General features: G+C 48.3%; 25 protein-coding genes and 1 pseudogene. 3 read left to right on the top strand and 23 right to left on the bottom strand.

Translation table 11 applies throughout. From position 1 onward, the window contains the following. Positions 1-209: 209 nt before the first annotated feature. The 4 genes and pseudogenes from J5W02_RS14885 to iadA form a co-directional block, all read right to left on the bottom strand. Positions 210-427 (bottom strand): annotated as a pseudogene (locus J5W02_RS14885) (DMT family transporter). A 231-nt stretch (positions 428-658) separates the two neighbouring features. Continuing rightward, positions 659-2,062, bottom strand: a complete 1,404-nt coding sequence (locus J5W02_RS03860; RefSeq protein ID WP_219964311.1) for a Sapep family Mn(2+)-dependent dipeptidase — start codon at positions 2,060-2,062, stop codon at positions 659-661. 28 nt (positions 2,063-2,090) lie between these two features. Further along, positions 2,091-3,167 carry a M42 family metallopeptidase gene (locus tag J5W02_RS03855; protein ID WP_255575532.1) on the bottom strand — a complete coding sequence of 359 codons (1,077 nt, stop codon included), beginning with the start codon at positions 3,165-3,167 and terminating at the stop codon, positions 2,091-2,093. Between the two features lie 99 nt (positions 3,168-3,266). Continuing rightward, positions 3,267-4,397 (bottom strand): beta-aspartyl-peptidase, encoded by a 1,131-nt coding sequence (gene iadA / locus J5W02_RS03850; RefSeq protein ID WP_219964310.1) that lies wholly within the window; start codon positions 4,395-4,397, stop codon positions 3,267-3,269. A gap of 144 nt (positions 4,398-4,541) precedes the next feature. Between iadA and J5W02_RS03845 the strand changes: the two genes are divergently transcribed. Further along, positions 4,542-5,426: a MurR/RpiR family transcriptional regulator gene (locus J5W02_RS03845; protein WP_219964309.1), complete on the top strand. Its 885-nt coding sequence runs from the start codon at positions 4,542-4,544 to the stop codon at positions 5,424-5,426. A 14-nt stretch (positions 5,427-5,440) separates the two neighbouring features. Here the strand turns inward: J5W02_RS03845 and J5W02_RS03840 are convergent, their stop codons facing one another. From J5W02_RS03840 to J5W02_RS03820, 5 genes are all read right to left on the bottom strand, one after another. Then, positions 5,441-6,409, bottom strand: a complete 969-nt coding sequence (locus tag J5W02_RS03840; protein ID WP_219964308.1) for an ABC transporter ATP-binding protein — start codon at positions 6,407-6,409, stop codon at positions 5,441-5,443. Continuing rightward, positions 6,402-7,403, bottom strand: a complete 1,002-nt coding sequence (locus J5W02_RS03835; protein WP_219964307.1) for an ABC transporter ATP-binding protein — start codon at positions 7,401-7,403, stop codon at positions 6,402-6,404. The genes J5W02_RS03840 and J5W02_RS03835 overlap by 8 nt, the downstream gene beginning before the upstream one ends. Positions 7,404-7,424: 21 nt before the next feature. Further along, positions 7,425-8,357 carry an ABC transporter permease gene (locus J5W02_RS03830; protein ID WP_330659657.1) on the bottom strand — a complete coding sequence of 311 codons (933 nt, stop codon included), beginning with the start codon at positions 8,355-8,357 and terminating at the stop codon, positions 7,425-7,427. Then, positions 8,354-9,289 carry an ABC transporter permease gene (locus J5W02_RS03825; protein WP_219964306.1) on the bottom strand — a complete coding sequence of 312 codons (936 nt, stop codon included), beginning with the start codon at positions 9,287-9,289 and terminating at the stop codon, positions 8,354-8,356. Before J5W02_RS03825 ends, J5W02_RS03830 begins: the two co-directional genes overlap by 4 nt. 93 nt (positions 9,290-9,382) lie before the next feature. Beyond that, positions 9,383-11,032 (bottom strand): peptide ABC transporter substrate-binding protein, encoded by a 1,650-nt coding sequence (locus tag J5W02_RS03820; RefSeq protein ID WP_219964305.1) that lies wholly within the window; start codon positions 11,030-11,032, stop codon positions 9,383-9,385. Positions 11,033-12,072: 1,040 nt separating this feature from the next. Here J5W02_RS03820 and J5W02_RS03815 point away from each other — a divergent pair. Next, complete coding sequence (locus tag J5W02_RS03815) at positions 12,073-12,324, top strand: hypothetical protein (protein ID WP_219964304.1); 252 nt, start codon at positions 12,073-12,075, stop codon at positions 12,322-12,324. A 290-nt stretch (positions 12,325-12,614) separates the two neighbouring features. On the opposite strand, the gene J5W02_RS03810 is transcribed toward J5W02_RS03815, so the two are convergent. The 12 genes from J5W02_RS03810 to J5W02_RS03755 all read right to left on the bottom strand — a co-directional run bounded on the left by J5W02_RS03810 (position 12,615) and on the right by J5W02_RS03755 (position 22,683). Continuing rightward, positions 12,615-13,031 (bottom strand): hypothetical protein, encoded by a 417-nt coding sequence (locus J5W02_RS03810; protein WP_219964303.1) that lies wholly within the window; start codon positions 13,029-13,031, stop codon positions 12,615-12,617. Between the two features lie 63 nt (positions 13,032-13,094). Next, positions 13,095-13,352 carry an HPr family phosphocarrier protein gene (locus J5W02_RS03805; RefSeq protein ID WP_219964302.1) on the bottom strand — a complete coding sequence of 86 codons (258 nt, stop codon included), beginning with the start codon at positions 13,350-13,352 and terminating at the stop codon, positions 13,095-13,097. A gap of 50 nt (positions 13,353-13,402) precedes the next feature. Further along, positions 13,403-14,611, bottom strand: coding sequence for a phosphopentomutase (locus J5W02_RS03800; protein WP_219964301.1), 1,209 nt, complete (start codon positions 14,609-14,611; stop codon positions 13,403-13,405). 19 nt (positions 14,612-14,630) lie between these two features. Next, positions 14,631-15,785: an alanine racemase gene (locus J5W02_RS03795; protein ID WP_219964300.1), complete on the bottom strand. Its 1,155-nt coding sequence runs from the start codon at positions 15,783-15,785 to the stop codon at positions 14,631-14,633. Positions 15,786-15,790: 5 nt separating this feature from the next. After that, positions 15,791-16,903 (bottom strand): aminotransferase class V-fold PLP-dependent enzyme, encoded by a 1,113-nt coding sequence (locus J5W02_RS03790; RefSeq protein ID WP_219964299.1) that lies wholly within the window; start codon positions 16,901-16,903, stop codon positions 15,791-15,793. Between the two features lie 26 nt (positions 16,904-16,929). Further along, a complete protein-coding gene (locus tag J5W02_RS03785) occupies positions 16,930-17,832 on the bottom strand; it encodes a phosphotriesterase family protein (protein WP_219964298.1) in 903 nt (300 codons plus the stop codon). Between the two features lie 95 nt (positions 17,833-17,927). Beyond that, entirely contained in the window at positions 17,928-19,232 is a 1,305-nt protein-coding gene (locus J5W02_RS03780) for a YhfT family protein (protein ID WP_219964297.1), read from the bottom strand. A 33-nt stretch (positions 19,233-19,265) separates the two neighbouring features. After that, positions 19,266-19,631: a DUF2620 family protein gene (locus J5W02_RS03775; protein ID WP_219964296.1), complete on the bottom strand. Its 366-nt coding sequence runs from the start codon at positions 19,629-19,631 to the stop codon at positions 19,266-19,268. A gap of 20 nt (positions 19,632-19,651) precedes the next feature. Then, entirely contained in the window at positions 19,652-19,999 is a 348-nt protein-coding gene (locus tag J5W02_RS03770; protein WP_219964295.1) for a PRD domain-containing protein, read from the bottom strand. Positions 20,000-20,025: 26 nt separating this feature from the next. Beyond that, the gene (gene yhfZ / locus J5W02_RS03765) at positions 20,026-20,928 is read right to left on the bottom strand and encodes a GntR family transcriptional regulator YhfZ (protein ID WP_219964294.1); all 903 of its coding nucleotides are present in this window, start codon (positions 20,926-20,928) and stop codon (positions 20,026-20,028) included. 796 nt (positions 20,929-21,724) lie between these two features. Further along, positions 21,725-21,961 carry a hypothetical protein gene (locus J5W02_RS03760; RefSeq protein WP_219964293.1) on the bottom strand — a complete coding sequence of 79 codons (237 nt, stop codon included), beginning with the start codon at positions 21,959-21,961 and terminating at the stop codon, positions 21,725-21,727. 17 nt (positions 21,962-21,978) lie between these two features. Beyond that, a complete protein-coding gene (locus J5W02_RS03755; protein WP_330659672.1) occupies positions 21,979-22,683 on the bottom strand; it encodes a hydrogenase small subunit in 705 nt (234 codons plus the stop codon). A gap of 5 nt (positions 22,684-22,688) precedes the next feature. Here J5W02_RS03755 and J5W02_RS14880 point away from each other — a divergent pair, with 5 nt between their 5' ends. Then, positions 22,689-22,847, top strand: a complete 159-nt coding sequence (locus tag J5W02_RS14880) for an integrase core domain-containing protein (RefSeq protein ID WP_219964448.1) — start codon at positions 22,689-22,691, stop codon at positions 22,845-22,847. A 353-nt stretch (positions 22,848-23,200) separates the two neighbouring features. Here the strand turns inward: J5W02_RS14880 and J5W02_RS03745 are convergent, their stop codons facing one another. Continuing rightward, positions 23,201-24,322 carry a GerAB/ArcD/ProY family transporter gene (locus J5W02_RS03745; RefSeq protein ID WP_219964291.1) on the bottom strand — a complete coding sequence of 374 codons (1,122 nt, stop codon included), beginning with the start codon at positions 24,320-24,322 and terminating at the stop codon, positions 23,201-23,203. Between the two features lie 244 nt (positions 24,323-24,566). Then, positions 24,567-25,700: a Ger(x)C family spore germination protein gene (locus J5W02_RS03740; RefSeq protein WP_219964290.1), complete on the bottom strand. Its 1,134-nt coding sequence runs from the start codon at positions 25,698-25,700 to the stop codon at positions 24,567-24,569. Positions 25,701-25,702: the final 2 nt, after the last annotated feature.

The raw sequence follows: 25,702 nt of genomic DNA, 5'->3' as shown, positions 1-25,702 counted from the left end.
CTTTCTGGAAAATCTCATTCATCAGCCTCATCGTCAAAATCCGGCAACAGTCCATAAAATAGCACTGACTCCGAATTAAGGAATCTGTGCTATTTATTTCCATATTGGAGATAACCACGCTAAATCCAAAACATTGGATCGACCTTGGGTTCAAATCCCCTCATTTTCTCTGAATACTTACTGTTATTGCTTGCCATTTTTTCTGCCTCCTATGCATATGATACCACATATTCACAGTCGACGATTTTGACGCAATCCACTTCCACAGCGAAAAAGGTTCCGACTGTGCCGATTCCCGTCCATGCGGCTTAAACCGTTCCAAGGGGAAGGTACTTCAGCAAAACGACAGGAAATAAAAGCTTGCATCCATGTCCGCCATCGTCAGAACGCTGAGAATCGGGTTGGTAAATCCATGGGAGTACTTCAGGCCGACCGCCCGCGGCGACTTAGAAAATCCAGTTCATATTCTTTACTCCTTTTCTTACGGACAAAGAAAAATGCCTTGGAAACATTTTCATGTCTCTCAGGCTTTTATCCTTCCGTGAACACAGTATCCTGTGTGTTTTATCCCGAACCGGTCCCAGCAGCAAAACTCTATAAAATTATGCCTTATGGTACCATCCATCTGAAAAGATGTCAAAGCTTTGAACGTGCCTTTTCATGAGCACAGGTCGATGATCACCTGCGTGAAAATTTCAGCGCCAAGCAGCAGCTCATCAATGACGGCGTATTCGTCCGCACCGTGCACGCGGTTGTCCGTTCCCGGCATAGCACAGCCGAACGCGACCCCGTTTTTCAGGCGGTGGGCGTATGTTCCGCCGCCGATTGCAAGGCACGCACCCTTTTTTCCGGAATACTGCTCATAGCAGTTCAGCAACGTACGTACGAACGGCGTGTTCTTCGGAACGTGGTGGGCGGGAGAAACATCCGCACCGTCCGGAGTAAGTCCAAGAACCCGCACCCGCGCGCAGAACACGTCCCTCAGGTTTTCATTGGTCGCAGAAACCGGCGTGCGCCCGTCGAAAAATGCTTTGAGTCCACCTTCTTCGTATTCGAAAAGATTCAGGCTCATGGTCAGCCCGCCCGACAGGTCGTCCTTCATTTCCACACCGGCCGCCGTGCCCTTCCAGTCCCCATGCGGGAATAGCATTCCCAGCGCGCGGAGACTGCGGAAGCACTCGGAATCCGCGAACGGGATTCGGGAAAGAAAATCGATAAGGCCCGTAACGGCGTTATTGCCCTCACCAGGTGTGGAAGCATGGGCACAGTCACCATGTGCCTCCACGACGGTTCTACCGTCGTCTTCCCGGATCAGGAACCGGATTCCCGTCCGATCCGTGGCAGCCTGCGCATACTCCGAAAGCTTCTCGGCGGAAAGGCCCTCCACCACGGCCTCCGCTGTGTCCGGTACCACGTTGCTCTTGACACCGCCTCGTGCGGAGAGGATGCGAGGGAGTGCTGCGTCCTGATTCCACGAAGCCCTCACCCATGTACTGTATCGCCCTTTTTCTATGTTGATGACCGGAAACTCCGCGTCGGGAGAAATGGTCATGGGTGCCTCCGGCTCTATCGCGTAGTAATGTTTCATGTCTGCGCTGCCGCATTCCTCGTCACTGCCGAGGACCAGCCGGGCGTTCTTTTTTAGCGGTACCCCGAGTTCGCGCACCGCCCTGAGAGCGTACAGGGCGGCGACCGCGGGGCCTTTGTCGTCCGCCGCGCCCCTGCCGTACAGCTTCCCGTCCTTTACAAACGGCTCGAACGGCTGCGTGACCGACCACCCGTTGCCCGCCGGGACCACGTCTAGGTGCGCGAGAATATCAAGCTGTCTCGGGTAGTCGTTCAGGTCGACCGCAATGACACAACGGTCGTAATCGTGCACGGAAAATCCCATGGCCTTCGCCATTTTTCCGGCGGCATCCAGTGCTTTGGCGGGGAATTCCCCGAACGGCATACCGGGTTTCGGCTCTCCTTTTTCGCTCGGGATGCGGATGAGCTCCGAAATATCACGCAGAAGCTCTTCCCGGTGAAGCCTGAAATATTCCTTTATCTGCTTTTGATACATAATTCAATCCCTCCTCTGCAATTTCGGTTCAGAAGGAGCGGATGACGTCCGCGTTCAGCGACTCGATCACCGCGCTCGCGAGCTTAACGGCGTTTTCCACGTCCGAGAAGGCCGCTATGCCGAAATGGGTGTGAATGTAGCGGACGGGAAGCCCCACGACGACGACCGGCACGCCTGCGTTGGAAAGATGAATGGGCGCGCCGTTGGTCGAGCCGCCCTTCCTCACCGATTCCTGCACCGGGATGCCGAGCTTTGCGCCGAGGTCTAAAACGTATCTCTGGTACCGCGGATTCGTAATCATACGGGCATCGATATGCCGCAGCATCGGTCCTTTGCGGATCGCCGTCTGCGTAAGGTACTCCTCAGTGAACGTGTCGTCCGCAGGGCAACCCTCAAAGACGATGGCAATATCCGGACGAATGGTGCGGCTTGTAACGCAGGCACCGCGCGTTCCGACTTCCTCCTGAACGGCAAAGCCCGCCGTAACATCGACATCCAGTTTCTTATCCTTCAGAGCCTGCAGCGTGCCCAGAATGGAAGCGCAGCCGAGGCGGCAGTCAAACGCTTTGCCGATCATGAGACCGCGGTTTTCAATGTATTCATATGCGACGTCCGGCACCACGGGTTCGCCGATGCGGATTTTAAAATCGCGGATCGCCTCTTCCTTTGAAGTTGCGCCCACGTCAATGACCATGTTTGAGACGTCGACGGGGGCGTTTCGCTCCGCTTCCGTCATGAAGTGCGGGGGCTTGCTTGCGATCACGCCCGGTATGTATTCACCGTCCGCATTTCGCACGCGAACGCGGTGCGCCGGAATGTTGTTTGCAACCCAACCACCCAGCGTAATGAAGACCAGTGTTCCGTTGGGTTTTATGGCCTGCACCATGAACGAAACCTCGTCCGTGTGGGCGTCGAGCTGAACGACCGGGCGGCCGCCGCGGTTTCCGGCACGCCGAAGGAAAAGATTTCGCAGGGAATCCTCTGAAAATTCCCCAAGCCTTTCCCCGTATCTGCGAATCACGGTGAGAACCTCGTCCTCAAAGCCGGACGCACCGTTTGCATTGGAAATGTCCTGAATCAGCCGAAGCATGTTTTCTTTTTTCAAAACCGATTCCTCCTCATGTATAATAATGTATATAAATTCTTTTAAAGTAATGAATTGCACTTGTTATAAAACGGATACGCAACCTACCCCCGATAGAATTCACGGTTCAAACATGCCTTTTCGAAGCACGCGGCCTCCGTCCATCATGACTGTTCCGCCCGTGACAACCATACTGAGGCTGAGTCGGTCATCCAGCAAGTTCAAGTCGGCGTCGTAACCGACGGCAAGGCATCCTTTCCGATCCGCCAGACCGAGCGCCTTTGCCACGGACGTTGTGACGGGACGTAAAGCCATCGAAAGCGGGACCCCGCATTCCTCAACAAGTGTCTTCACGGTCCGGTGCATTGAGGAAATCTGACCCACACCCATACGGAGAAGCTCTTTGCGGTCGTTCCATTTCGGGATGCTTCCGTTGGAGTCCGTGCTGAGCGTGATACGGTCAACGGGAGCTTGCTCGAACGCTCTCGCAAGCATTCTCGCCGTTTCCCCGCCACCTTCGTCCGCGGTAAAATCGATGTAACCGCCCATTCCGGCGAAACGGACAGCGTCCGCGAATACCCTGCCCACATGCGTGGGTCGGAAAACGCTGATGGGCAAGTCTTCCGTTTCAAGAATATCGAACAGCAGGCCTAGGCCGCGTTTTCCGCTTCCGACGTGCAGATGGACGATGCCGGGCTTGCCGGAAATAATGCCGCCCAGACGCGCTTGCGATGCCAGACGAATCAGGTCCCCTTTTGCGAGGTTGGAAGACCGGTGGTCTGCAATCGCGATTTTGACACCAATGACCTCATCAATGAACGCGATGTCTTTTTTGACCGTGCCCGTCAGCGTGGGGGAAGGAAATTCGTAAGCGCCGGTCAGGCAGAAAGCCGTCAGACCCTCGCTTTTGAGCGCCTTGGTTTTGGCCACCAGGTTTTCCACACTGCGGGTAAGAGAATCAGTGCCGAGCAGCCCCACAACCGTAGAAACGCCGCCGCGTACGCATTCTGAAAGCTGAAGCTCTGGGACGCGGCTGGCAAACCCGCTTTCTCCGCCCCCGCCGAGAATGTGGACGTGCTGATCGATATAGCCTGGCACGGCGGTTCTGCCGTCCCCGTCAATGATGGTAAGATTCGGAAGATCAGGCGCAAGCTTTGTGCCAACGGCCTGTATTTTGCCTCCCGCGATAAATATGTCCGACACTTCCGCCGGGTTTTCAGGATCAATTCGAATATTTTTAATCAGTAACATAGGTGCTCCAGACTGCCGCTTTGCGAGATGCGGCTGTATTTAAAGTTTCCCTGTGCCGGTGAGGCCGCGGGTTCTTCCATTTTACCTGGATTTGCGCTATAATATTTTTTAATCGAAGAAAAACAGAAGAAAGCAGGCCTAGCCATGAGGGATGAGTCTTTTCAAAATATCAATCGGAATTACGATAACCTGACGCGCAAACAGAAGGAGATTCTGGACGCGCTGTTGTCCAACCCCGAAGAAGTTTGCTATGCGTCTCTCAGCGAGCTGGGTAGACGCATGGGCGTATCGGAGGTCACGATTCTGCGTATGTGCAAACGCCTAGGCTTTACAAGCTTTGTGGAGTTGAAACAGGCTTTTCGTACCCATACGGAGCGCCTCGTTAAGAATTCTATGGAAACCAGCTATTTTTCCCTTGACCTTCCAGCTGCGGAGCGGAAGGACAAGGACGCCGTCATGCAACAGATTCTGGACGGCGCGCGCGCGCAGAGCACGGCATTTTTTGATACACTCTCCCGGCAGAAGATTTTAAAAACGTCGCGTCTGATTCTGCAGGCCGGAACCGTGCTGATCTGCGGACAGGGTGTATCCGCCATTATGGCGGATTACTTTTACCGCCGCCTATCCCCACTGATTCCGGGTGCCGTACCCGTCCGTGTAGAGGACATAGACAGCGTACAGGCCAGCCTCGTCAAGCTTAGGCCCGGCGACCATGTCATTGCCATTTCCTTCCCACGCTACTACGCCGCCATGCGCAGCATTGTCCGGTTTGCGGAGTACCGCGGCGCGAACGTGACCGCCATTACGGACAGTCCGGATTCGCCGGTTGTGACCCCTAACAGCATCAATTACCTGTGCAATACGGCAACAAGGGTATTTTACAATTCGTATTCCCTGCCGATTGAGCTGGTGAACCTTATCGCCTCCGGCGTGGTGCTGGAAATGGGAGAAGACTACGACCGGCTGGTGTCATCCGCACATGAAGTCATTCACTTCATCAACGAATCGAATTCCAGCTCAAACACGTAGCCTTCGCGTTGTCTTTATTGGTTTGCATACCGGTGGCACGCGACCCAGTGCCCTTCCTCCACCTGACGGAACTGCGGGGTGGATTTTTTGCATTCGTCCGTCGCGTACCGGCAGCGCGAACAAAATTTGCAGCCTTCCGGGATGTTGACGGGGCTTGGCACCGTCCCTTCCAGAACAATGCGGCTACGATTTTTTTCTGCCCTTGGGTCCGGCAGCGGTATGGCTGACAGAAGCGCCTGCGTATACGGGTGCAGCGGGCGGTCGAACACCGCCCCGCTCGGCGCGAGTTCCACGAGGCTGCCGAGGTACATGACGCCGATGCGGCTGCTGATGTATTTTACCATGGAGATGTCGTGCGCGATGAACAGGTAGGTTAGCCCCAGCTCGTCCTGAAGCTGCCGCAGCAGGTTGACCACCTGCGCCTGAATGGAGACATCTAGCGCCGAGATGGGTTCGTCTGCCACGATGAATTCCGGGTGTATGGCCAGTGCTCGGGCAATGCCGATCCTCTGCCGCTGCCCGCCGGAAAATTCATGCGCGAACCTTCCGATGTGCTCTTTCTGCAGACCGACCATTTCCATCAGCCGCACCACCTGCATTTCCCGTTCACCCCTGCTCATGGAAGAGTTCCGCGAGTTGAGGCCTTCCGCTACGATGTCAACGACCTTCATGCGCGGATCAAGAGACATGTACGGGTCCTGAAAAATCATCTGCATTTTTCGGCAGCACTCGTGATTTTCCTCTTTGGAAACGGATCCGCTGATTTTTTTGCCTTCGTAGAAGACCTCGCCGTCCGTCGGGTGGTAGAGGCGCATAATCGTTCTGCCGAGCGTTGATTTTCCGCAGCCGGATTCCCCCACAAGGCCAAGGGTTTCCCCTTTGTAAATCTGAAAGGATACGTTGTCCACCGCTTTTAGGGTTTGTGCTTTTCCCACTTGAAAATATTTTTTCAAGTTCTTTACTTCCAGCAAAACTTCACTCATGATGCTCCTCCTTTTCGGCCGCTTGTTTTGCCATGGAATGCTGCAGCCAGCAGGCGGAGCGGTGCGTGCCGCTAATCTGCTTATTCTCCGGCTGGCGGAGATGGCAGATTTTCATAGCTTTGTCGCAGCGGGGAGCAAACGGGCAGCCGGCGGGCGGGTCGATCAGGTCCGGCGGTGTACCCGGAATGGTCTTCAGAGTGACGGACTCCTCATGGATTTTCGGGATAGAGGCAATCAGACCCAGCGTGTAAGGGTGCTGCGCTTCATAGAAAATATCGTCCACCGTCCCGCTTTCAACAATTTCACCGCCGTACATGACAGCGACCTTATTCGCGATATTGGCGACAACCCCGAGGTTGTGGGTAATCAGGATAATAGAGGTACTGATCTTGTCCTGCAGGGACTTCATCAGTTCCAAAATCTGCGCTTGAATCGTCACGTCCAGTGCTGTGGTCGGTTCGTCCGCGACGAGAATTTTCGGATCGCAGGCCAGCGCAATGGCAATGACCACACGCTGGCGCATACCGCCGGAAAGCTGGTGCGGATACTGCCCAAACCGTTTTTCCGGCGAAGAGATGCCCACAAGAGAGAGAAGTTCCACCGCGCGGGCCTTTTGGTTCTGCGCGCTCATTTTTTTGTGCTCGTGTAGCACCTCCATAATTTGTTTTCCGACGGTCATAGTCGGGTTCAGCGACGTCATCGGATCCTGAAAAATCATGGAAATTTCAGAACCGTTCAGCTTCCGCATCTGGCGTTCACCGAATTGTGTAATATCCGTTCCATCAAAAACAATTTTCCCATCCGTCACACGACCCGCCTTCGGCAGGAGTTTCATAATTCCCTTAACCGTCATGCTCTTTCCGGAACCGGACTCCCCTACAATGGCGAGGGTGTCCTTTGGCTCCAGCGAAAAGCTGACACCGCGCACGGCCTTTACGACGCTGTCCTGCGTGCGCAGGCTGATGTGCAGATTGCTGACTTCCAATAAGCTCATTTTTCGAACCCCCTTTTCGCGCTAAACACGCATCTGCGGGTCGAACGCATCGCGCAGACCATCGCCAAGAATGCTGAAGCAGACCATAATCAGAACAATCACGATCGCCGAGATGAACAGCAGGTAGGGATGGCTGTTGATGACCTGAAACCCGCTGTTGATGAGAACGCCCAGCGAAGCCTTCGGCTCCTGAAGGCCGATGCCGATAAAGCTGAGAAACGCTTCCGTAAAAATGGCGGACGGAATGGTAAACATCGTGTTGATGACGATAACGCCCACGGTGTTGGGGATCAGATGCCTGAGAATAATCTGCCCGTTGGAGGCGTCGAGCAAACGGGCCGCGAGCACAAACTCATGATTTTTCAGCTTCAAGATTTCTGCGCGGACCAGGCGCGCCATGTTGACCCAACCGGAAATGGACATTGCAATAATCAACGTCCCTATGCCAGCCGGCATCACCATCATCAGAAGAATCACGATAATCAGGTTCGGAATTCCTACGAGCACCTCCACGATTCGCTGCATCACGGCGTCCGTCCGACCACCGAGCAGGGCGGAAATCGAACCGTAGGTCACGCCGACGAGAAGATCCAACGTGGCGGCGACCACGGCGATCAGCAAGGAGATACGCGTGCCGTACCATACGCGAGCCCACTGGTCGCGACCGAATTTATCCGTACCGAACCAGTGCTCAGCACTTGGGGACTGGAAAATGGCACCATAGTTTGTGGTGTAGTAATCGTATTTTGTAAGTAAAGGGCCAAGAAACGCGAGAGCCACCAGAACAAGGAGGATGGCGAGGGCGGCGACCGCGCCCTTGTTCTGCTTCAGGCGAAACCATCCGTCCTGAAAGCCGGACCGCATCGGCCGCGATATTTTTTCCCGTTCCACCGCGCCCGAGCGAGCAGGGGAGAACAGGTCGTCCGTCAATTCCGTGTTTTGCAACTGTATCACTCCTTCGCCGACGCAAGCCGGATTCTTGGGTCGATTACGCAGTAGAGAAGGTCAATAATCAGGATGACCACTACATAGAATGCGCTATAAAAAACCGTAAGGCCGATTATGGTAGAATAGTCGTTCGCCTTAATAGTGTCTACGAACAGGCTTCCGATGCCCGGCACACTGTAAATGCTCTCAACAGCGAGAGAACCCGTCAGCACGTTCACCGTTATGGCGCCGAGTATGGTAAGCACCGGCAGCATGGAGTTGCGCAGAGCGTGGCGCAGAAGAATCCGTACCGGACTCAGTCCCTTCGACTTCGCCATAAGGATGTAGTCCTGTTGCAGTACCGTGAGCATTTCCGTGCGTATGAACCGCGCAATCTGTGCAATCACTCCGAAGGACAGCGCCAACGAGGGCAGCACGGAGGATGAGTAGCTTTCCCAGTATGCAACCGGTAAAAGACCCCACTTCAGGCCGAAAAGATATTGCAGCAGTGCCGCAACAACAAAGTTGGGGACGGAAATTCCCAGCACGGAAATGACCATTGTCAGGTAATCAAGCGATGTGTTGTGCCGGTACGCTGCCACCACACCCAACAAAAGCCCGATAGCCAGTCCAATGAGAACGGCCTGAATTCCCACGATGGCGGAAGGAACGATACGCGACATGAGAATGTTCCTGACCGGGTGACCGGCATACAGCGTTGATGTCCCGAAGTCCCCCTGAAAGACGTTGCCTAGGTATTTGAAGTACTGAACGTGGACGGGCTGATCCAGACCGTAGCTGGCATAGATCTGCCGCTGCTGTTCCGGGCTCAGCTTGCTGATCTTATCCTCGTCGAAGGGTGTTCCAGGAAGGCTGTGCATTAAAAAGAAGGTCGCGGTCATAATGACAAGCAAAGTCACGAAAAGATACGCGATCCGCTTCAGAATATATGTTTTCAAATTGCCTCCTCCTTTTGAGACAGGCGGCAGGTTCACGGCAGAGCAGGCTGTTGCACCGCAACAGCCTGCTCTTTTGCGTGGAATGCCGCCGGGTTATTCTACACTGGCATATTTCAGTTCCAGAATGCCACTATTGGGTTCCACCAAGTTTTTCACGTTTGATTTCACGAGGTAAGCAGATCCCATGTAGTAGAGCGGAGCAACCACGGCGTTGTCAACAATCAGGCTTTTTTCCGCCCGAAGAAGGAAGTCGGCACGTTTTTCCGTGTCTTTTTCAGAATGGGCCGCTTTAATAAGATTTGCGTAGTCGTTCGCGGCGTCTGTATCCTTGAAGTTACCGCGGAAGCTGTTGGTATTTTCTGTCCAGATTTGCAGGTAGGTCATCGGATCGTCGTAGTCAGCACCCCACGCATTCAGGCCCATCTGATATTTACCCGATTTCATCAGGGCTCTTCTGGCTTCCTTGGTTTTGGAATCGAGCGTTACGTCAATGCCGAGCACCGATTTGAACTGACTTTGCAGGTAGGTGCCGACGTCCTTGTTCTCCGTGTCATCGTCCAGAACAAGCGTTATCTGCGGGATTGTTCCGCCGAGCTCCTTAACACCCTTTTCCCAGTACTCCTTTGCTTTTTCCGCGTTAAAGCTCGTCAGCGTACCCTGAAGGGAACCGAAGGTTTTTCCAGCAATTCCGCTGCTCATACCTTTTGGAACTACGCCGTTCGCGGCTTCGGAGCCGTTGTTCAAAATGGTGGACATCAGCGTATTATTGTCGATGGCCATACTGAGTGCCTTACGAATATTCACATTTTTTGTGCCCTCAGCGGTTGTATTAAACTGAATAAAGTTGGTGCGGTAGATGGAGTGCGTAGTAAATTCCTTGTCATCCTTGTAGGAGGGCACATCCGTAGCAGAGAGCTTTACTCGGCTGAGCTGACCCGCTTTATAAAGGTTAAGCGCTGTGCTCTGCTCCTTGATGATCTTAATGGTAACCGTGTCGACTTTTACACTGTCCTTGTCCCAATAGTTCGGGTTCTTTACCAATGTCGCGCCGGCAGCGGCGTCATACTGGCTCAGCATATAAGGACCGGAGTAAACAAGATTGTCTTTGTTCAGTGCATAGTCAGCACCTTTATTTTTGTAAAAGTCCATATCAACCGCGTAGTACGGTACGAAGGCCGTAAGGGAAAGAAAATACGGGGTCGGGGCTTTCAATTTCACCACAAGGGTTTTGTCGTCCGGCGTCTCAAGGCCGACTTTATCCGCGTCCATTTTCTTTTCGGAGTATTCCATTCCGTTGACAATGTAGTCGGTCATAATAAACGCATAGTTGTTTTTAGTGTCTGCCTTCATCTGTTTAAGCCAGGTTTCCTTGAAAGTCTTCGAGGTAATGGGATCGCCGTTGCTGAATTTCAGGCCGTCGCGCAGCGTAAAGGTGTAGGAAAGCTTATCTTCCGAAACGTCGCATTTTTCCGCGAGAGCGGGCTGGGGGACATTGTTGGTGTCCAGACGGTACAACCCCTCTGAAATGTTGTTCAGAACATTGAACGCGATGTTGTCTGACGCGGCAAACTGGTCTAGGGTCGGAATTTCATTTTCCAGGTAAAAACTTACGGATTTTGTCTGCGCGGCTCCAGATTCCGTTCCGCCGGACGTTTCACCGGATTTTCCGGTAAAGGAGTTACAGCCGGCCGTTCCGGAGAGAAGAATTGTCATGGCAAGTAGCATCGCAGCGAGCTTTTTCATCGTTAACCACCTCATAAGCACAAGTTTTGAAGAGACTTTATTCATCATCAAGCCCGATTCGCAATGAAACTGGAAAGCTCCGAGCCAAGAATCGGTTAAAAGCGGCTATGAATTCCTGATAATGAATAATAATTTAGCAAAGGCTGCAAAATGATAAAAACCAGTTTGACGCCTTTGCCAAATACTTTTCCGCTTTCAATTGATAATATTTTAGCATCGGAATGCAACAAAGTCAACGAAAACTTTACTATTTTTGATTATTTATTAATTTTATAGCAAATGTGCTATACTAATTTTAAATAAATAGTTATTTTAATCAAACTCTTTTTTATTTAGGCATTATATTTTATTCGGAGATAAATTATATGACATGAAAGTTTGCAAAAATTCATTGCAAAATATTTCCCGTTTTTTCAAAATTCAGAAGGAAACAAACAGATACAGCACTGAGTTATATAAAGAAAACTGAGGGCGGATTGCACCAATCCCGGAGCAAAAATTTTTCGGCATTTCTATTTGTTAAATGATTGACGATTAGGAAACGCTTTATGAGTGGTAACCAAAAGTAGCTACTTGCGAAAACATACATGGTTTCTTTTTATCGTGCGGATGTTTCCCCCAAAGGATTGAATCGGAGACATTGGCAGATTAATGGAGAAAACGGTTTGGAGATGTATTTTGTGGAACTAATACTGACAAATCTCATTCCTATGGAAAGACCTGCTAACAAATTACAATGGTGAATCTCACGACAATTACCTATGACGACATCGGAATTCAGTTCTTTATCATCAGGATATCAACAGTCAGCAGATGCAGTTCACATGGGAAGGCCACCAGTTAAAAGCAGCGATTGCAAATGGACAGAATAGCAATCGAAGAATCAAGGCAATACTAAAGGGCTTGCCGACTTCAATTCACGGCAACAAGCCCTTTCGGTTGTTTAATTAAATTTTTTGTCTCCTTGTTGGGATCATTTCAAATATGAGCTTGCAAGGACAATGTGTGTTATTCGGCTGTGCTATAAAATCAAAAAGGCCTTGGAACCCAGAATTCATGCGGGTTCCAAGGCGATGGTGGAGATGACGAGAGTCGGGTGGCGCTGTTTTCACCCGCGTTCCGCGAGTGCTTTCGTTTTGATTGCAGATATCGTAACCGAACGGGTTTCCCTTTCCTTGCGCCGGAGTTTGCCTGCGGGCATGTTCCGTAATAAACAAAAGGACGCCCTTTGGGGCGTCCTTTTGTTTATGGTGGAGATAACCGCGCTAAATCCGAACACGTTTATTTCGTAAATGGATTGCTGGTGCTTTTCCTAAACCTTCATGCGAAAAGGCATTGATAAGAACAAAATGCTCCCTGCAAGCCATAAAAGTTTGCAGGGAACATTTTGTTTATATGGACTTTTCTTTATGCCTGCGCCGGTCTGCAATCTCTTGTATGTACTACTTTCACATACCACACAGCAGCCTGATTTTGCGTTGTGTGAGTGCTTTCCAGAGTGTATTGAAGAGCAAGGCCCGGACTAATCCAATGAATTGGGTTAATCCGGGCCTGTACCATATATCTTGGTATTATTGTGCAATTAGAAGATGCCGTACTGCCTTGCGGAATTGCCATTCGGCTTTACGCCCCTTTTCACGTCCACACGGACGGAAGCGTGAGTCAGCAGATTGTTTTTGCTGTCGTACACATCGTACATAATATATGCCGTGCCAAAACTTTTGCCGGTTACCTGGTAATTGCCTTTTTTCAGCCTGGTCACGGTCGCCGTCTTGTCATTCGTGGAATAGACCTTTACAGAAGCCGCTTTACTTCCGGCCAGCTTTGCGCCGATCTGGTAGCGTCCGTTTTCCGGAATTTGGTAATCCGTGGTGTTCAGAACGATGGAATCGCCGGTGCCAGCGATGATATAAGCCGCTCTATACAGAGTGGAATTCCCCGAATTGGAGGAAGAAATAAACCGCTTGCGTGCCCGTAAAAGCGAATTAGAGGATATCATCGCCCTTTTGCCATTTCGCCCGACGCCCTGATTCCACGAATCATTTTCATTGCTGTCATCCGCCTAAAATGTTAGCGCGCAAAAGGATTGCAAATCTGCGCAGTCCTTCTGTTCAGATTCTCCTTCCAGCGTAAAAGTAACAATGTCATTTTGCTTTACTGCCAGTCCCATTACGGCGAACAGCCGCTTGGCGTCTGCGGTTTTCCCTCCCTTTTCAATGCTGATAGAAGAAGTGCAACTCTGTGCGAATTTCGCAAGCATTCCCGCCGGACGGGCGTGAAGCCCTTCGGGATCTTTGACCGTGTACTGAAAAGTCCGCATTTTTTCAACCTGCCTTTTTATTAATATTATTGGAGTGATATTGCGTCTGCTTATCGAATCATCGGCAAAAAGCTGGTTCCGTTTTCCGGCCTTTGCACCCCAAAATAATCAGCCGCCGTAGCGCCTACATCAGACAGCGTATTGCGTGTGCCAATGCTGCCCGGCCGGATAGCGCGCCCATAAACCATAAGGGGAACACATTCCCGAGTATGGTGCGGATGCCCGATTGTCGGGTCGTTGCCGTGGTCTGCCATGACAACCAGAATATCTTCTTCTCCCATTCCTTCCATCAGATGCCCGATCAACCGGTCAGCCGTTTCCAGAATCTGCGCATATTTTTCTACATTCTGCTGATGCCCTGCAAGATCCGTTTCCTGTACATTGCAGCAAAGGAAGCCAACCTCCGTTTTTTCCGCGATTTCTATCATTTTCCCAAGCACCTGCGAGGTCTCCACAATAGAGATGCTTGTGCCAAAGGGATTTTGAATCACATCCGCAGCCTTGCCAAGCAGTGTTACCGGAAAACCGGCCCGGCCCAAAATCGTGGGAACCTGCACTTCTGGGTCAACCCCGTAGCCCAAGTGGACACAATGGTAATCCCGGTTGTAAACTCCCGATTTCGGTGCGCTGACGCCGATGTAACCGTTTTCATGCTCTTCCACCGCGGCAAGAATGTCCTGAATCGTAACACCGCGGCCGCCGAAGGTGATTACACGGGGGACCTTGGAGACAGAACGCACCAGTTTCCCGATTTTCAGAACTTCCTCAAACTCAATCGTATCGATTGCCGCCGTGACGTTAAACGCCTGACCCGGGTCGCATTCCACATTATCCGCTACCGTCAGGGCATTCTCCACAATCAGAATCCGTTCGGCCCCACCCTGAAAATACTCTACGTGATACCCGTTTTTGGTAAGCGTGTCATGAATCTGTTCAATCCGGTTCCGAATCGGCTCTCCGAACGGCTCCTGAGGTTTTGTCCCAACAATCTCCTGATGCCCGAAAAAGGTGTCCGCACCGGTATGCATCAGTTTGGCCCTGCCAAAAGTCGCACTGCGGCTGTATTTCATCGTGGGTGATTCCTGTCCGGCAATGTTCATCAGTCCGAGCTTTTCCAGCGTAGGAAGCCTGAGTTCCGGATTTTGGGCCAGAATGTGCAGCCATGTGTTGGCACCCGTGTCCTGTGAGCGAACTCGCGGTACGTCTTCCATCTGTCCGACTCCAAAGCCGTCCAAAACAATAATCATGAATTTCTTCAATGAAGTTCTCCTTTCCTGCCTATTTCAGCCTTTGTCCCAAAGAGGTATAAATCCCCATGATCTCGGGCTCCCCCTTTGCAATGCCTTTGACCAGCGCAACCTGGCTGCGCGTTACAAAAATCTGAGTGCGAAACGCCATGACGACACTGTCGGAAACCCGTGCAGAACCATTCAGGCCAAAATAATAATCAATACTCTCATCCGTAGGAGGAATCACATCGAGGAACTTTCCTTCCTCCGGTGCGCCGATCAGCGCCTGTTTTACATGGGAACGATGATAATGCCCCCCACCATAGCAATAGGCCTTCCCGTCGCATTCATGGGAAATCTCACTGAGATAAATAAGCGCCGGTATTTCTTCACAGTTCTCGACCGCGTGCATAGGTGTGGTTCCGGTCAGACCGTGACCCGGTTCGCCGTGTGTCCCGCCGAATTTGCGAATCAGAGGAATACTTTCGGAACAGGTGACGCTGGGCATGTCCATTGCTTCGATTTCCAGCCCCAAATCGGTTAACAGCTTTTTTGCCGACTGCAACGTACCGACGTTCGGGGTCGGCTCGATGATCCCGGTTTCCTCCTGAAATAGGAAGCAGGGAAATGAAGTCAATCCTGCAATGCGAACATGATTAAATTTAGAGATTTCTTTTACCGTTTCCGCAAGCGTGTTCAGCGAAAAACCGCCGTACTGCCCGGAATACAATGTATCGGATTCCCCTAGCACCCGCAGCATAAGCTTTTGTGTCACGCTAAGCTTCTCGCAGATGTCATTGATCTCTCTTACCTTTTCCAAAGAATAAACCGTCATATATTCCGGGTCGGATTCCAGTATTTTTTTCAGCGCCGCACGCGGCGTTTGAACCAGATGGCCCACATTCCCAATTGGAATCCCCTCGTCGATGAGGGACTCAGCCTCACGGAAATCCACTGCGACGGCTCCGTCATAACCCAGTTGAATCAATTCATGGGCAATCTCAGGGTTTCTTCCTAACTGTTTTAGCATGAAATAGAGATGTATCCCGTTCTGTTCCGCATGACTTTTAATTGCAGACGCATTGGCAAGCAGCGCATCCATGTCCACCAAATAAGTATCCGGAAAAAGAAGTCCTTCCTTATGCATTTTAACCGCTGTCTCAATCAGCGGACGATTTCGTTCCAATGTTTTTTTTAAAAACATTTAATTTATTCACCTTTCATTTGTTTCGTTTCCTGCAGCGACTCCTTAAGAATCCGCATCACGGTTTCCGCACCGCCCCGCATGGGGTTGATGCGGATCATCCGTTTTTCCAGCGCGGGGTCCTGTTGGCGAACTGTGCCTGAAATACGATACATCATAGGAACAAATTCAAATTTGGACTCGCAGCCCACAGGGTAGGCGGCTGCTCCGTGTTTTGCCGTACACTCCAGTACCTGTTCCGCAATATCTTCCTGAAATTCTACAAGCAGCACCTTGGATTGCGCATTTGCAAGAAAAGCATTTTTCACTTCGGGGATTTCCCCGGAACGAAGCCTTTTTACCAGTTCTTCCCCAACCTCGGCCTGAACGGCCAAAGCCATGGGGGCATAAACCATGCCGCGCAGAACAGCCATTGCTTCGTAGCCCTGCACCTGACTTCCTCCGGAATAATTACAGTCGCACACATATCGGATTAGGTCTCCGCTACCGACCAAGGCTCCGACCCCTGCGGGCCCCAAAAGCTTGAAGCAAGAAAAAGCGGATAGGTCGGCGCCGCACTGAACACCAATCTGCGGCACCTTTAAAACCGCATAGTTATCATCCGTGAGAATTCTGACGGATGGATTTTTCGACTTAATTGTTTGAATCACTTCACCACAGTCATAACTGTCGTCTATTTTCTGCCGGGTTAACTGCACTAGCGCCGCCGTAATACCGGGGTTCTCATCCAGCGTTTTTTCGATTTCTCCCGTACAATTAAAATCCGCACGCACCGGTTCCGCGTTCATCGTTTCCAGCGTAACCTGTGTCGTAGGATAGACGGGGGCGGAATGCACCAGCAGCTTTCTGCCGCGTCTTAAAATGGACGCTAGCCCCCAGCGGATAGCGCCTGTCCCGGCGCCGCGTACTAAAACCGCATCTTCGGCATGAAAAAGTTCCGCAATGATATTTTCAACTTTTCTTGTATATTCCGGTTTATTTTTTCCCTTTACAACACCGAGATCACCTTCGGATAAAATCTGAAATCCGTCGAAATGCCGCATTGCGATATCAACAATTCTGAACTGCAACGCTTTGGCTTGTTCCAAAGTAAGGGATGAAAGGGGAAACGTATCCATTTTACATATCCTCCTTTAATCAGTTTTTACCGATCAAGAATTCTGGCCGGGTTTTCCACAAGCATTTTGCGGATTTGCACCTCGCCCACGCCTTTTGCGCAAAGCAGGGGTACGAAATATCCCAGCACAGCGGTGTACCCGCGTCCGCCATAGTTAATAAGGTAAGTTTGCTTGGAAACATCTTCGGAAAGCAGCAAATGGTCTTCCCATCCGGCTTCGAGCAAACGCATCAAAACTTCCGCACGCGTTTCGTCGGAAAGATAGTTGTTTTTTCCAACCGTGTCGAATGCCAGGTTCACTCCGGCTCTCAGTATCTCAGTCTGATAATCTGCGTCCGCCGTCAAATCGGTATGCCCGATAACAAGCTTGTCCGGAGCCATTCCCTGCCCCAGCATTAAATCAATCTGTTCCAAGCCGAGCAGACCCATGTCACAATGAGTGAACACCGCCGCGTTGGTCCGTTTAGATGCTCTCGCCGCAGCAGTCAGAACCTTTTGTTCACTGGGGTAAATTTTCTCCGAAGAAGCAACTTCTCCGATTGCTCCGGCCTTGATATTGGTTCCGTCTATTCCAACAGTAATTTCTTTTACAAAAAAGTCTTCCAACTGCTTCACCGGCGCCTTTTGCAGCCAGTCGCTGTGATAATCTTTCAAATAGAAACCGGTAGAAGTGATAATATTGATTCCGGTTCTCTTCGACAGTTCGCGAAGCCCTTCCGGATTTCGTCCCATGTCGACAGTGGTGACCTCAATGACTGAGCGGCACCCCATTTCGATTGCCGGCTTCAATTCACCGGAAACCAGCTCCAGATCGTCGATAATAGAAACCTCATCATGCCTGACCGGTCTCAAATCCAGCAATAGATGTTCATGGCTCATAGTGATGCCGAGTTCTTCTTTTGTAATGATTCCACGAACCGTTTGTATCATTTTATATTCCTTCCTGCAAGACAACCCAGCAAAATTGCGGAGCTCTCCGCAATTTTGCCCAGATCGCCTGTCGATTGCTTAAATTGCTTTACTTTTTATTTGATAGGCACAAACAGCCCAACATAGCACAACAGATTTAGGATAACGCCGGTCGCAATAGCTGCCACTGGACCAATCGCCATCTTCATAATGCGCTTTCCTGTCATTTCGTTGATGAAATAAATCATAGCCGCAATAAAGAAGCCGGTGTATCCGCCCATTTTAACAACAGCATTAATGGAACCGATGATCAACGCAAACTCCATCACAGTTGTCATTGACGTGCGGATATTATCGGAAGCGTCACGGATGGACGGGAACTTGCCAAGGAATTTACCGACCCAGCCAAGGAGCAAAACTTCCAACAGGATGACAGCGGCACCGCCGATGGCCGCAAAGACCGGATTCGGCATCAGATAGCCGACGCAGTAAACGAAGGTAAACCCGGCAACACCATAAACGCCGGTTGTAATCGCGGTTGTCGCAATCAGTGGAATGAAACCGAGGCCTCTCATAAATTCGGAAAGAGCCGCCTGCTGAATCAGGCCGGAAGATGTGGCAGGATCTGTCGACTTATAAGCTTTAGCCAGCGTATAGATGGAAACCTCTGAACCGCCGAAAATATGTATATTACAGGCCACGGCAATCAAGGCTCCGCTGATCATCAGGAAAACAATATTTTTCCGAATTCTGGCTGTGCGCACGGAGAAAACATTTTCTTCCTCTTCACCGGTGTGCTTTAGCTTGCTGTCCTGTACAACCGCGAAACCGATAAGAAGTACGATGCCCACAAACATTTCCATAGCATCCGCAGAAAGGGATGGGACAAATTTTGTAAGCAGAATGCGAACGGCAAAAGTGATTACAGTAGAAATAATACCTTTTTTCGCATTGAACTGCATGAAAATCGCTATCAGCGGGAACAGTGCAAAACAGGAAACGACCGGGTTGCTGATTTCCCCCATAGCTCCGATGAAATTTACCGGCAGACCGGTCAAAACCGTATTAATGAAGCCCAAGGCTGTAAGAGTCAGAGCGCCCCAAATACCGCCGAGAATCGGTGCGATCCATTTCTTTGGGGAAATAATTCCCAAAATATCCGTGGTCAGAAACAGCAGCCACGGGTTCAAAAGTCCGGTTGCCACGGTGTGCGCGATACCGACGGACGCGATAAACCCTACGCTCAGTCCGAATGCAATACTCCCGAGTTCGGGACGCTTCATCCGCCCCTCAATGTATTCCGGAATGACGGGACGAAGCCCGTCGTGGAACACCGCCATACCCATGTGGGAAAGGAACGCCGTAAATGCACACAGTATGATTACCACTGTAAAATTCAGTACCGAAAAATTCCCTGTCATAATGTCTTTCCTCCTTAATATTTTGGTTCTGTGCTATTCCCCACTTTTTTCCAACAATGCTTCGACTAATAATGGGACGGTCTTCTCAATGCTTTCCACCGACATCCCAAAAGCGATTTTCCCCTCATTCACAAACTTTTCCACATTCTCTTTCTTTACAACCTGCCCATTTTTTGCCACCGTGCAGCACTTGGCGTATCCGATCATTCCGATCAGAATTGATATCGCCGCACCACCGCCGCTCTCGCAAGCGCCGAAATAATAATCCACCTCCCCTTTTTTCAGCATTGATACAGCGCCTATGTCTGTAGTAATCACGGTTTCAATTTTCCCCCCGGAAAATTTTTGAACCGCAGCCGCTGTGACATTTTTACTCAGTCCGCCGATTGCAATTTTCATTTACAAGAACATCCTTTCTTTTAATTGGCCGCCAAAGTATTGCAGATATGAACCAGCAAAAATTCCTGTTCGATATCCGGCAGCTTACAGACCATTTCCTGTTTTACCTGATCCAATATTGCAAGTGCGGTAGGATAGGAAGGCTCCTCCTCTGCCTGCTTTAAAACCTCACGACCCAAGGGTTCAATTTCTTCACCAGACTTTAGCCTGTTAATCGCCGCACCAATATGGGTTATCATGACTCCGCCGTTTTCTTCAGTCAGGTCAAACTGAAAATCCTCTTTAAAAATTTTAACAATCCTCACCAGATCAACGCAAGCCGGATCGTCGATCATTCCGCATTCTTTCATCAGGTTAATTCGCTCCATTATATCCATCGTTGCCTGTTCCTTTTTTAGTATTTCGGTAATATTTCGCCGTCAATCACGCTCTTCTGGACCTCGAGAACCTTTTCCTTCTCCAACATCTGGCGGATAATCTGGCAAATCCTCAGATTGTCCTTTTTACAAACGATCACAGCTTCCGTGTCGACAATATTGATTTTCTTTTCATCCAGAGTTTCAAAACGGAGATGGTTTCCCTTAAGATCTATGTCGTCCAAATTCCACACGGCGGCATCGATTTTTCCTGTGGAGAGGAACGGTACAATTTGACTGTAAATCAGCGGAACGTACTCGACCTGCCTCTCTGCAAAAAAAGACTGCGTCAGCATCTTTTGGTCCACAGAAGAATAGTCGATTCCGACCCTGCAATTTTCGAAATTCTCTTTGCAGTCCTCCCGTGTCAGCAAAACGTGCTTTCCAACGTAGGTGAACCTACCGAAATTCTCAAGCACAGAGATGTTCTCTCCCCGCTCGACATAATATTGAGCGGTAAGCTGGGACATCACCGCAAAATCATAACGGCCTTCCAAAAGCCCGTTCAGACGATAGTTTGATCCATGCATAAAGGCAAGCGCCACGCTCAGCCCTTTGTCCTGCAAAGAGGTGTACAGCCCAGTTGCCAGCCCCTCGTATTTTTTGGAATAAGGGAGCGGCATAACCCCTACTATCGTCTTAATTCCCGAAAGTTCCAGCAGCTTGGGCCGGTCAATCTCCGTTATGAAAGTACCCATGTGGCCCCGCGGTTGAAATGCAATCGCCCCATCTTCCTGCAACAGATTCAGCGCGGCCTGAATAGTTCCGCGCGAAATTTTGTACTCCACGGTCAGTTCTTCAATCGTAGAAATCCGGTCGCCGATTTGCAGCGGAATAAACCTGCCTGCCAGTGTCTGGACAATGATTCCGACCTTTTGCATTAATTTGCCCGCCTGCAAAATATCACCTCCTTCGTTATGAACCGTACTGAAAGTTCCTTAATATACATTATTTTGTATATTGGATTTATTATAGCATCTTTTTTTAGGAATATCCATAGTCATATAATTCAAATGCAAAGTCAATTTTTATGAAATATAAACATATTAAGTTAAAATATTTTTTGTTATATCGTCAATTTCAATATTTTTTAAAAGCCAAATTAATTACAAAATATATTTTATTTTGTATATTCAATGTATATCTCCCCTTGATTCCACGCGTGTTTTTCTTTTAGCTTTCTATTTTTTATACATTCAACCAATCCAAATCAAGTCTGTTTTTTTACGATTCAGGATAAAATAACCGTTATATACTGCTATGTTTGTCGGGAATATTTTAAATTGATGGAAATATTTTGCGAAAGTCAATTAGCATTGATAAAAGCCAATGGTTTGACTTTGAGGCGAAAGCCTCCTAAAGAATAATGGACACCGCTTAAATTTGAGCTTCACCCCAGACAGTAAAGTATCGCCCCATTTTGTGCGGACAGCATAAAAGCACTTTAATTAGGATATTCAGTTTTAAACGGACTTACGCAGAGCCGCTGCACCACTCCTCGCTGAAAACATACCGGCGCCATGTCTTCACACTCAAACCCTTTCGGGTTCGAATCCCCCGCAGGACGAAAAAAGTAGGTATGACCATTTGATCACACCTGTCTCTGTTGAACCATCGGGGATCCGAACCCCGGGCACCTTGATTAAAGTCAAAATAAAAACTAGCATTCAAGCTGTTTTAAAGGCTTAGTACGACAACATTCCATCCATGCGCTGCAAATGTTCCGGCTACTACGAGCTCAGCTGAATAATTATTCTGGGTAAAACAAACTGCGTCCAAGGGACTACGGTTCAGAAGGATTTTTTCAAATCCGCGAAACAATAGGCCGCTGTTCATGGCCTGTCTCACAACGCCGTTTTCAACTTCCGCTTCCACCTGCAAAAATCCGCTGATTCTTGTAAGCGGATTAATCAAAATTCTTTCGGCAATTTTTACTCCTCCGATTTTATGACATCATAGCTGATAAAAGATTCCATCTTATCCGGAAATCCGAACTGCGCACAGCCGATGCACGGTGTGCTGCTGCCAACCGGCAAGTTAATGTGCCCATTCCATTTACGGATGGGGCAGTCAATCGGTGTGACGGGCCCACGGCAGCCTAATTTGAACATACACCCCTCGTCGCCCAGTTTTTTCGCAAAAATCCCCTTGTCAAAAAAAGACCTTCTTTCACAGCGGTCGTGGATTGTCTGTGAATAGAACATAACCGGTCGGTTCCGGCTATCCAATTCCGGTTCTCCATAAAGCAGCAAATGCGCGAGTGTGCCGGTGAACCAATCGGGGTGACAGGGACAGCCCGGAAGTTGAATAACTTTTCTTTGCAATACACTCGTAACACTTACGCATCCAGCCGGATTCGGTTTTGCAGCCGATACTCCACCATGAACCGCACAGGCCCCCACCGCAAGAACATGTAATGCCCGTGACCCAAGAAATTCGACTGCGGAAAGAGCTGTAAGTGGTTTTCCGTCCATAGATCCAATGATATTGTAATAGCCGCTGTTTGCTGTTGCGACAGCACCTTCAACGGCTAATATGTATGGAGTATTGATAACATCCTTCAGTTTTTGGGTTGCCGTCTCCCCTTCCGCGCTCATCAGACTGTTGCTATATATAAGATTCACCATATTGGTTATGAGGTATTGAAAAATGCCTAAACCAAAACCTGTTCAAAAATCTTTATGAGGCGAAAGAAATCATTGAAGGCTGGCGAAACGAATATAACCAACTTCGGCCGCACAGTTCTTTGGATAATTTGACGCCAACAGAATATGCCAAGAAAATTTCAGGTGATTACTAACTTACTATCTGGACGGTTTGGGGGGGCAGGTCACCGTTATAATGCAAAATTAAACGTTTTATACCAAAATAGCATAATTTCCTAAATTAAGGAAATTATGCTATTTTTTACCACGGTGGAGATAACCGCGCTAAATCCGAACACGTATATCTGATAGGTGGTATGCTCGTTCTCCTTTTGAATTAATCCGCTAAAAAGTAATCATTGATATCGACTTTGATCAATCATTTAGGCATGAAGACGCCGAACCAGCAAAATTTTAAATAACAGTAAAAATCACAACGACAATCTGTGCCAACTTACGTAAATTAATGATACTATACGATAGACCCTTTTGTGTGGGGTTTGTAAGTCTATCTGCTGGTCGATTCGGGAATAGCTTCTCCCTTTTCTGCTGAACTGTTTATTTTCCTCTTAATTTCTGCAACTGCCCATATAATAATGGGCAGTATGACTTGCATAGGAAACGCATAATAAGAATAAACTTTAAAGGCCCAATATTTCATCTCCATGCTATTATCATAAATCGTATAAGCAAAATAGACCATTAATAGTCCCGTCTGTATCACAATCGACCTGTAATCCTTTAGATTAAATACTTTTTGGATTCCTTTACAAGCGACCAATAAACAGATTGAACCTTTTATCAAAACGCTAAAAATAAATACAATAGCTACGGTGACTTCTATTCTTTCCAGGAAATCTCCGATGTTAATTCTGCTCACCGCTTGATAAGACGGAAAATAAAAGCGGTCAATCATCGATCCTAACACTGCAATGTTTCTGATTGTGGTGACAATAATGATGATTGTGGAAATCAAAGTTCCCCAGAGATAGACCTTAATTGGTGATTTTTTTGATTTTAATGAACCAAAAACACCAATAAACAATACTGTTTCAGCATAGGGAAATGAAAAAGTAGAAAATCCACCTTTCAATATGGAAATTGTATCATTCTCTAAAATAGGTTTTAAATAGTTTAAATGAATTTGAGGTATTACCAGCAATTGCACAATTACTAAGATGAAAAATATCAGTGGAAGAAAATATGTAGTAGTTCTTCCCAACACCTCAATTCCCAACCGCACAGCAATAACACATACAATCCCCATGCAGAACATAGGGACAAACATTGGTGTTTCAGGCATGGCTACTGTATTTATGAATTCGCCAAAGTTGCGAAGCACCAGTGCACCCAGATGAAAAGCATATAGAATGTAGATAATAGCAACAATTTTCCCAAAGACCTTTCCAAGTGTTATATTCAGAATATCAAATAAATCTTTCCCTGGGAACAGCGATAGCATTCTTGCATATACAAGTAACATGGGAACAGCCATAATAGCACCCACGATTCCGGCCACCCATGCATCATTTTTAGCTTCTCCTCCGATGCCGATAATGAGTGTACTTCCAATCATGAAGGGGATGAAAATACAAATTGCTTGCTTGTCCGTAATTTGTTCCTTTTGCATGATAAACCTACTTTCCGAATATAGAAGTGATCAATTCACGAATCGGCTGTTCGGGACTTGGAATTTTAACATTCAGGCACAATAATATGGCAATTGTAAATGAAAAGGTTCCTAATATGGCAGTTACCCAAAAGTCACGCCAAAGCTTCTGCTTGTATAAGGGGATTAAATCATAGACAGCTAGAAAAAAATACCCGATAATTGCAACTGCAGCCATCACGTTCAATCACCTTTCTTCAAAAATCTATGATAACACGGCACTGTTTTTTATATGCACCTTTGTTTCAACGTTGACTTTTAAATCTTTAAAAACATCTTCCCAATTGTTGCTCACGCGCTTCCACTGCGATGCTTTATCTTCTCGTAACTTTTCCCCAAATCCAAAAATATCTGCACCATATTCTGATTGTACTTTTCTAATTAATTCTTGAATTTGTTTTTTTAATGTGTTTTCGGTACTTTTTTCTAGTTTCAATTGTTGTTCCTCACTAATAAGATTTTCCACGCCTTCGATTTCGTCAATAGCAACTGTTGTTTCGATATTCAAGTCTATTTTAATTTTGTTACCATCTGCGGCAGGCACAACTTTTGTATTACTTTTAAATATCTCAAGAGAAGCTAAGGCGGGTCCATTGTCCGTTTGCATTTCTTCGGTCAACACTCCGCCTTTCACTTGATTTCTAATGAAATTCAAATCCTTTGTCTCGTCACCATTTAGAAAGCCTGCCAATTTATTGTTTTTAATAATTGCACTCCCCATCACTTGAGCTACCATTTTATCATTCATTTTCTTTAGACTTACAGCGGGGATTATTGTTGATATTTCTTTCGTTTTTGATTCTATTCCATACTGAAGAATATCCGTTATAGGAGCTTTGCTCAAACTCACTTGATTTTTTATCATTTCGCCCAATATAAAAGACTTGATCCCCTCAGTGGTGCTTTCTACATCGAATATTTCCTTAGCAGTCGCTTCTTCAGAAACCAACAGAAAAACATTTTCCCTTGTCTCAGAATCTCGAGTGTACCAATCAATAACTTTTTCCACCCCTTCCTCCGCAACTTTCCTACTTAGAATGATAACTTTTGCATGGCTCCAATAAAGCCTTTTTCCGGACAAGGATATCAAGTTCCTTGCTGCGTCAAACATGGTTTCCCCTTCTGCCGTAATCGTTTTTGATGTTGTTTTTGAATCTTTCCCCCCACTAATCTGTGCAATTTCAACAGTAAATTTATATTGATCATTTATCCCTTTATCAACAGCTAAACCCGCAACTATTAAGACTTGGTCTATTTCCCTATAATTCCAACAGCCCGTAAACAATATTGAATTGATCAAAATTATCAATATCAGAAAGGTAATTTTGATTTTTTTCATAT

Origin of the sequence: Caproiciproducens faecalis, assembly GCF_019448085.1 — a bacterium.
Classification (GTDB): domain Bacteria; phylum Bacillota; class Clostridia; order Oscillospirales; family Acutalibacteraceae; genus Caproiciproducens; species Caproiciproducens faecalis.
The sequence above is the reverse complement of the archived record's forward strand: the minus strand, read 5'-3'. Positions and strand labels throughout refer to the sequence as shown.

Coding starts and splice junctions, on each gene's coding strand:
- J5W02_RS03860 (WP_219964311.1), bottom strand. CDS start 2,062: ATGTATCAAAAGCAGATAAAGGAATATTTCAGGCTTCACCGGGAAGAG.
- iadA (WP_219964310.1), bottom strand. CDS start 4,397: ATGTTACTGATTAAAAATATTCGAATTGATCCTGAAAACCCGGCGGAA.
- J5W02_RS03845 (WP_219964309.1), top strand. CDS start 4,542: ATGAGGGATGAGTCTTTTCAAAATATCAATCGGAATTACGATAACCTG.
- J5W02_RS03840 (WP_219964308.1), bottom strand. CDS start 6,409: ATGAGTGAAGTTTTGCTGGAAGTAAAGAACTTGAAAAAATATTTTCAA.
- J5W02_RS03835 (WP_219964307.1), bottom strand. CDS start 7,403: ATGAGCTTATTGGAAGTCAGCAATCTGCACATCAGCCTGCGCACGCAG.
- J5W02_RS03820 (WP_219964305.1), bottom strand. CDS start 11,032: ATGAAAAAGCTCGCTGCGATGCTACTTGCCATGACAATTCTTCTCTCC.
- J5W02_RS03810 (WP_219964303.1), bottom strand. CDS start 13,031: ATGATATCCTCTAATTCGCTTTTACGGGCACGCAAGCGGTTTATTTCT.
- J5W02_RS03805 (WP_219964302.1), bottom strand. CDS start 13,352: ATGCGGACTTTTCAGTACACGGTCAAAGATCCCGAAGGGCTTCACGCC.
- J5W02_RS03795 (WP_219964300.1), bottom strand. CDS start 15,785: ATGTTTTTAAAAAAAACATTGGAACGAAATCGTCCGCTGATTGAGACA.
- J5W02_RS03790 (WP_219964299.1), bottom strand. CDS start 16,903: ATGGATACGTTTCCCCTTTCATCCCTTACTTTGGAACAAGCCAAAGCG.
- J5W02_RS03785 (WP_219964298.1), bottom strand. CDS start 17,832: ATGATACAAACGGTTCGTGGAATCATTACAAAAGAAGAACTCGGCATC.
- J5W02_RS03780 (WP_219964297.1), bottom strand. CDS start 19,232: ATGACAGGGAATTTTTCGGTACTGAATTTTACAGTGGTAATCATACTG.
- J5W02_RS03775 (WP_219964296.1), bottom strand. CDS start 19,631: ATGAAAATTGCAATCGGCGGACTGAGTAAAAATGTCACAGCGGCTGCG.
- J5W02_RS03770 (WP_219964295.1), bottom strand. CDS start 19,999: ATGGAGCGAATTAACCTGATGAAAGAATGCGGAATGATCGACGATCCG.
- yhfZ (WP_219964294.1), bottom strand. CDS start 20,928: ATGCAAAAGGTCGGAATCATTGTCCAGACACTGGCAGGCAGGTTTATT.
- J5W02_RS03745 (WP_219964291.1), bottom strand. CDS start 24,322: ATGCAAAAGGAACAAATTACGGACAAGCAAGCAATTTGTATTTTCATC.
- J5W02_RS03740 (WP_219964290.1), bottom strand. CDS start 25,700: ATGAAAAAAATCAAAATTACCTTTCTGATATTGATAATTTTGATCAAT.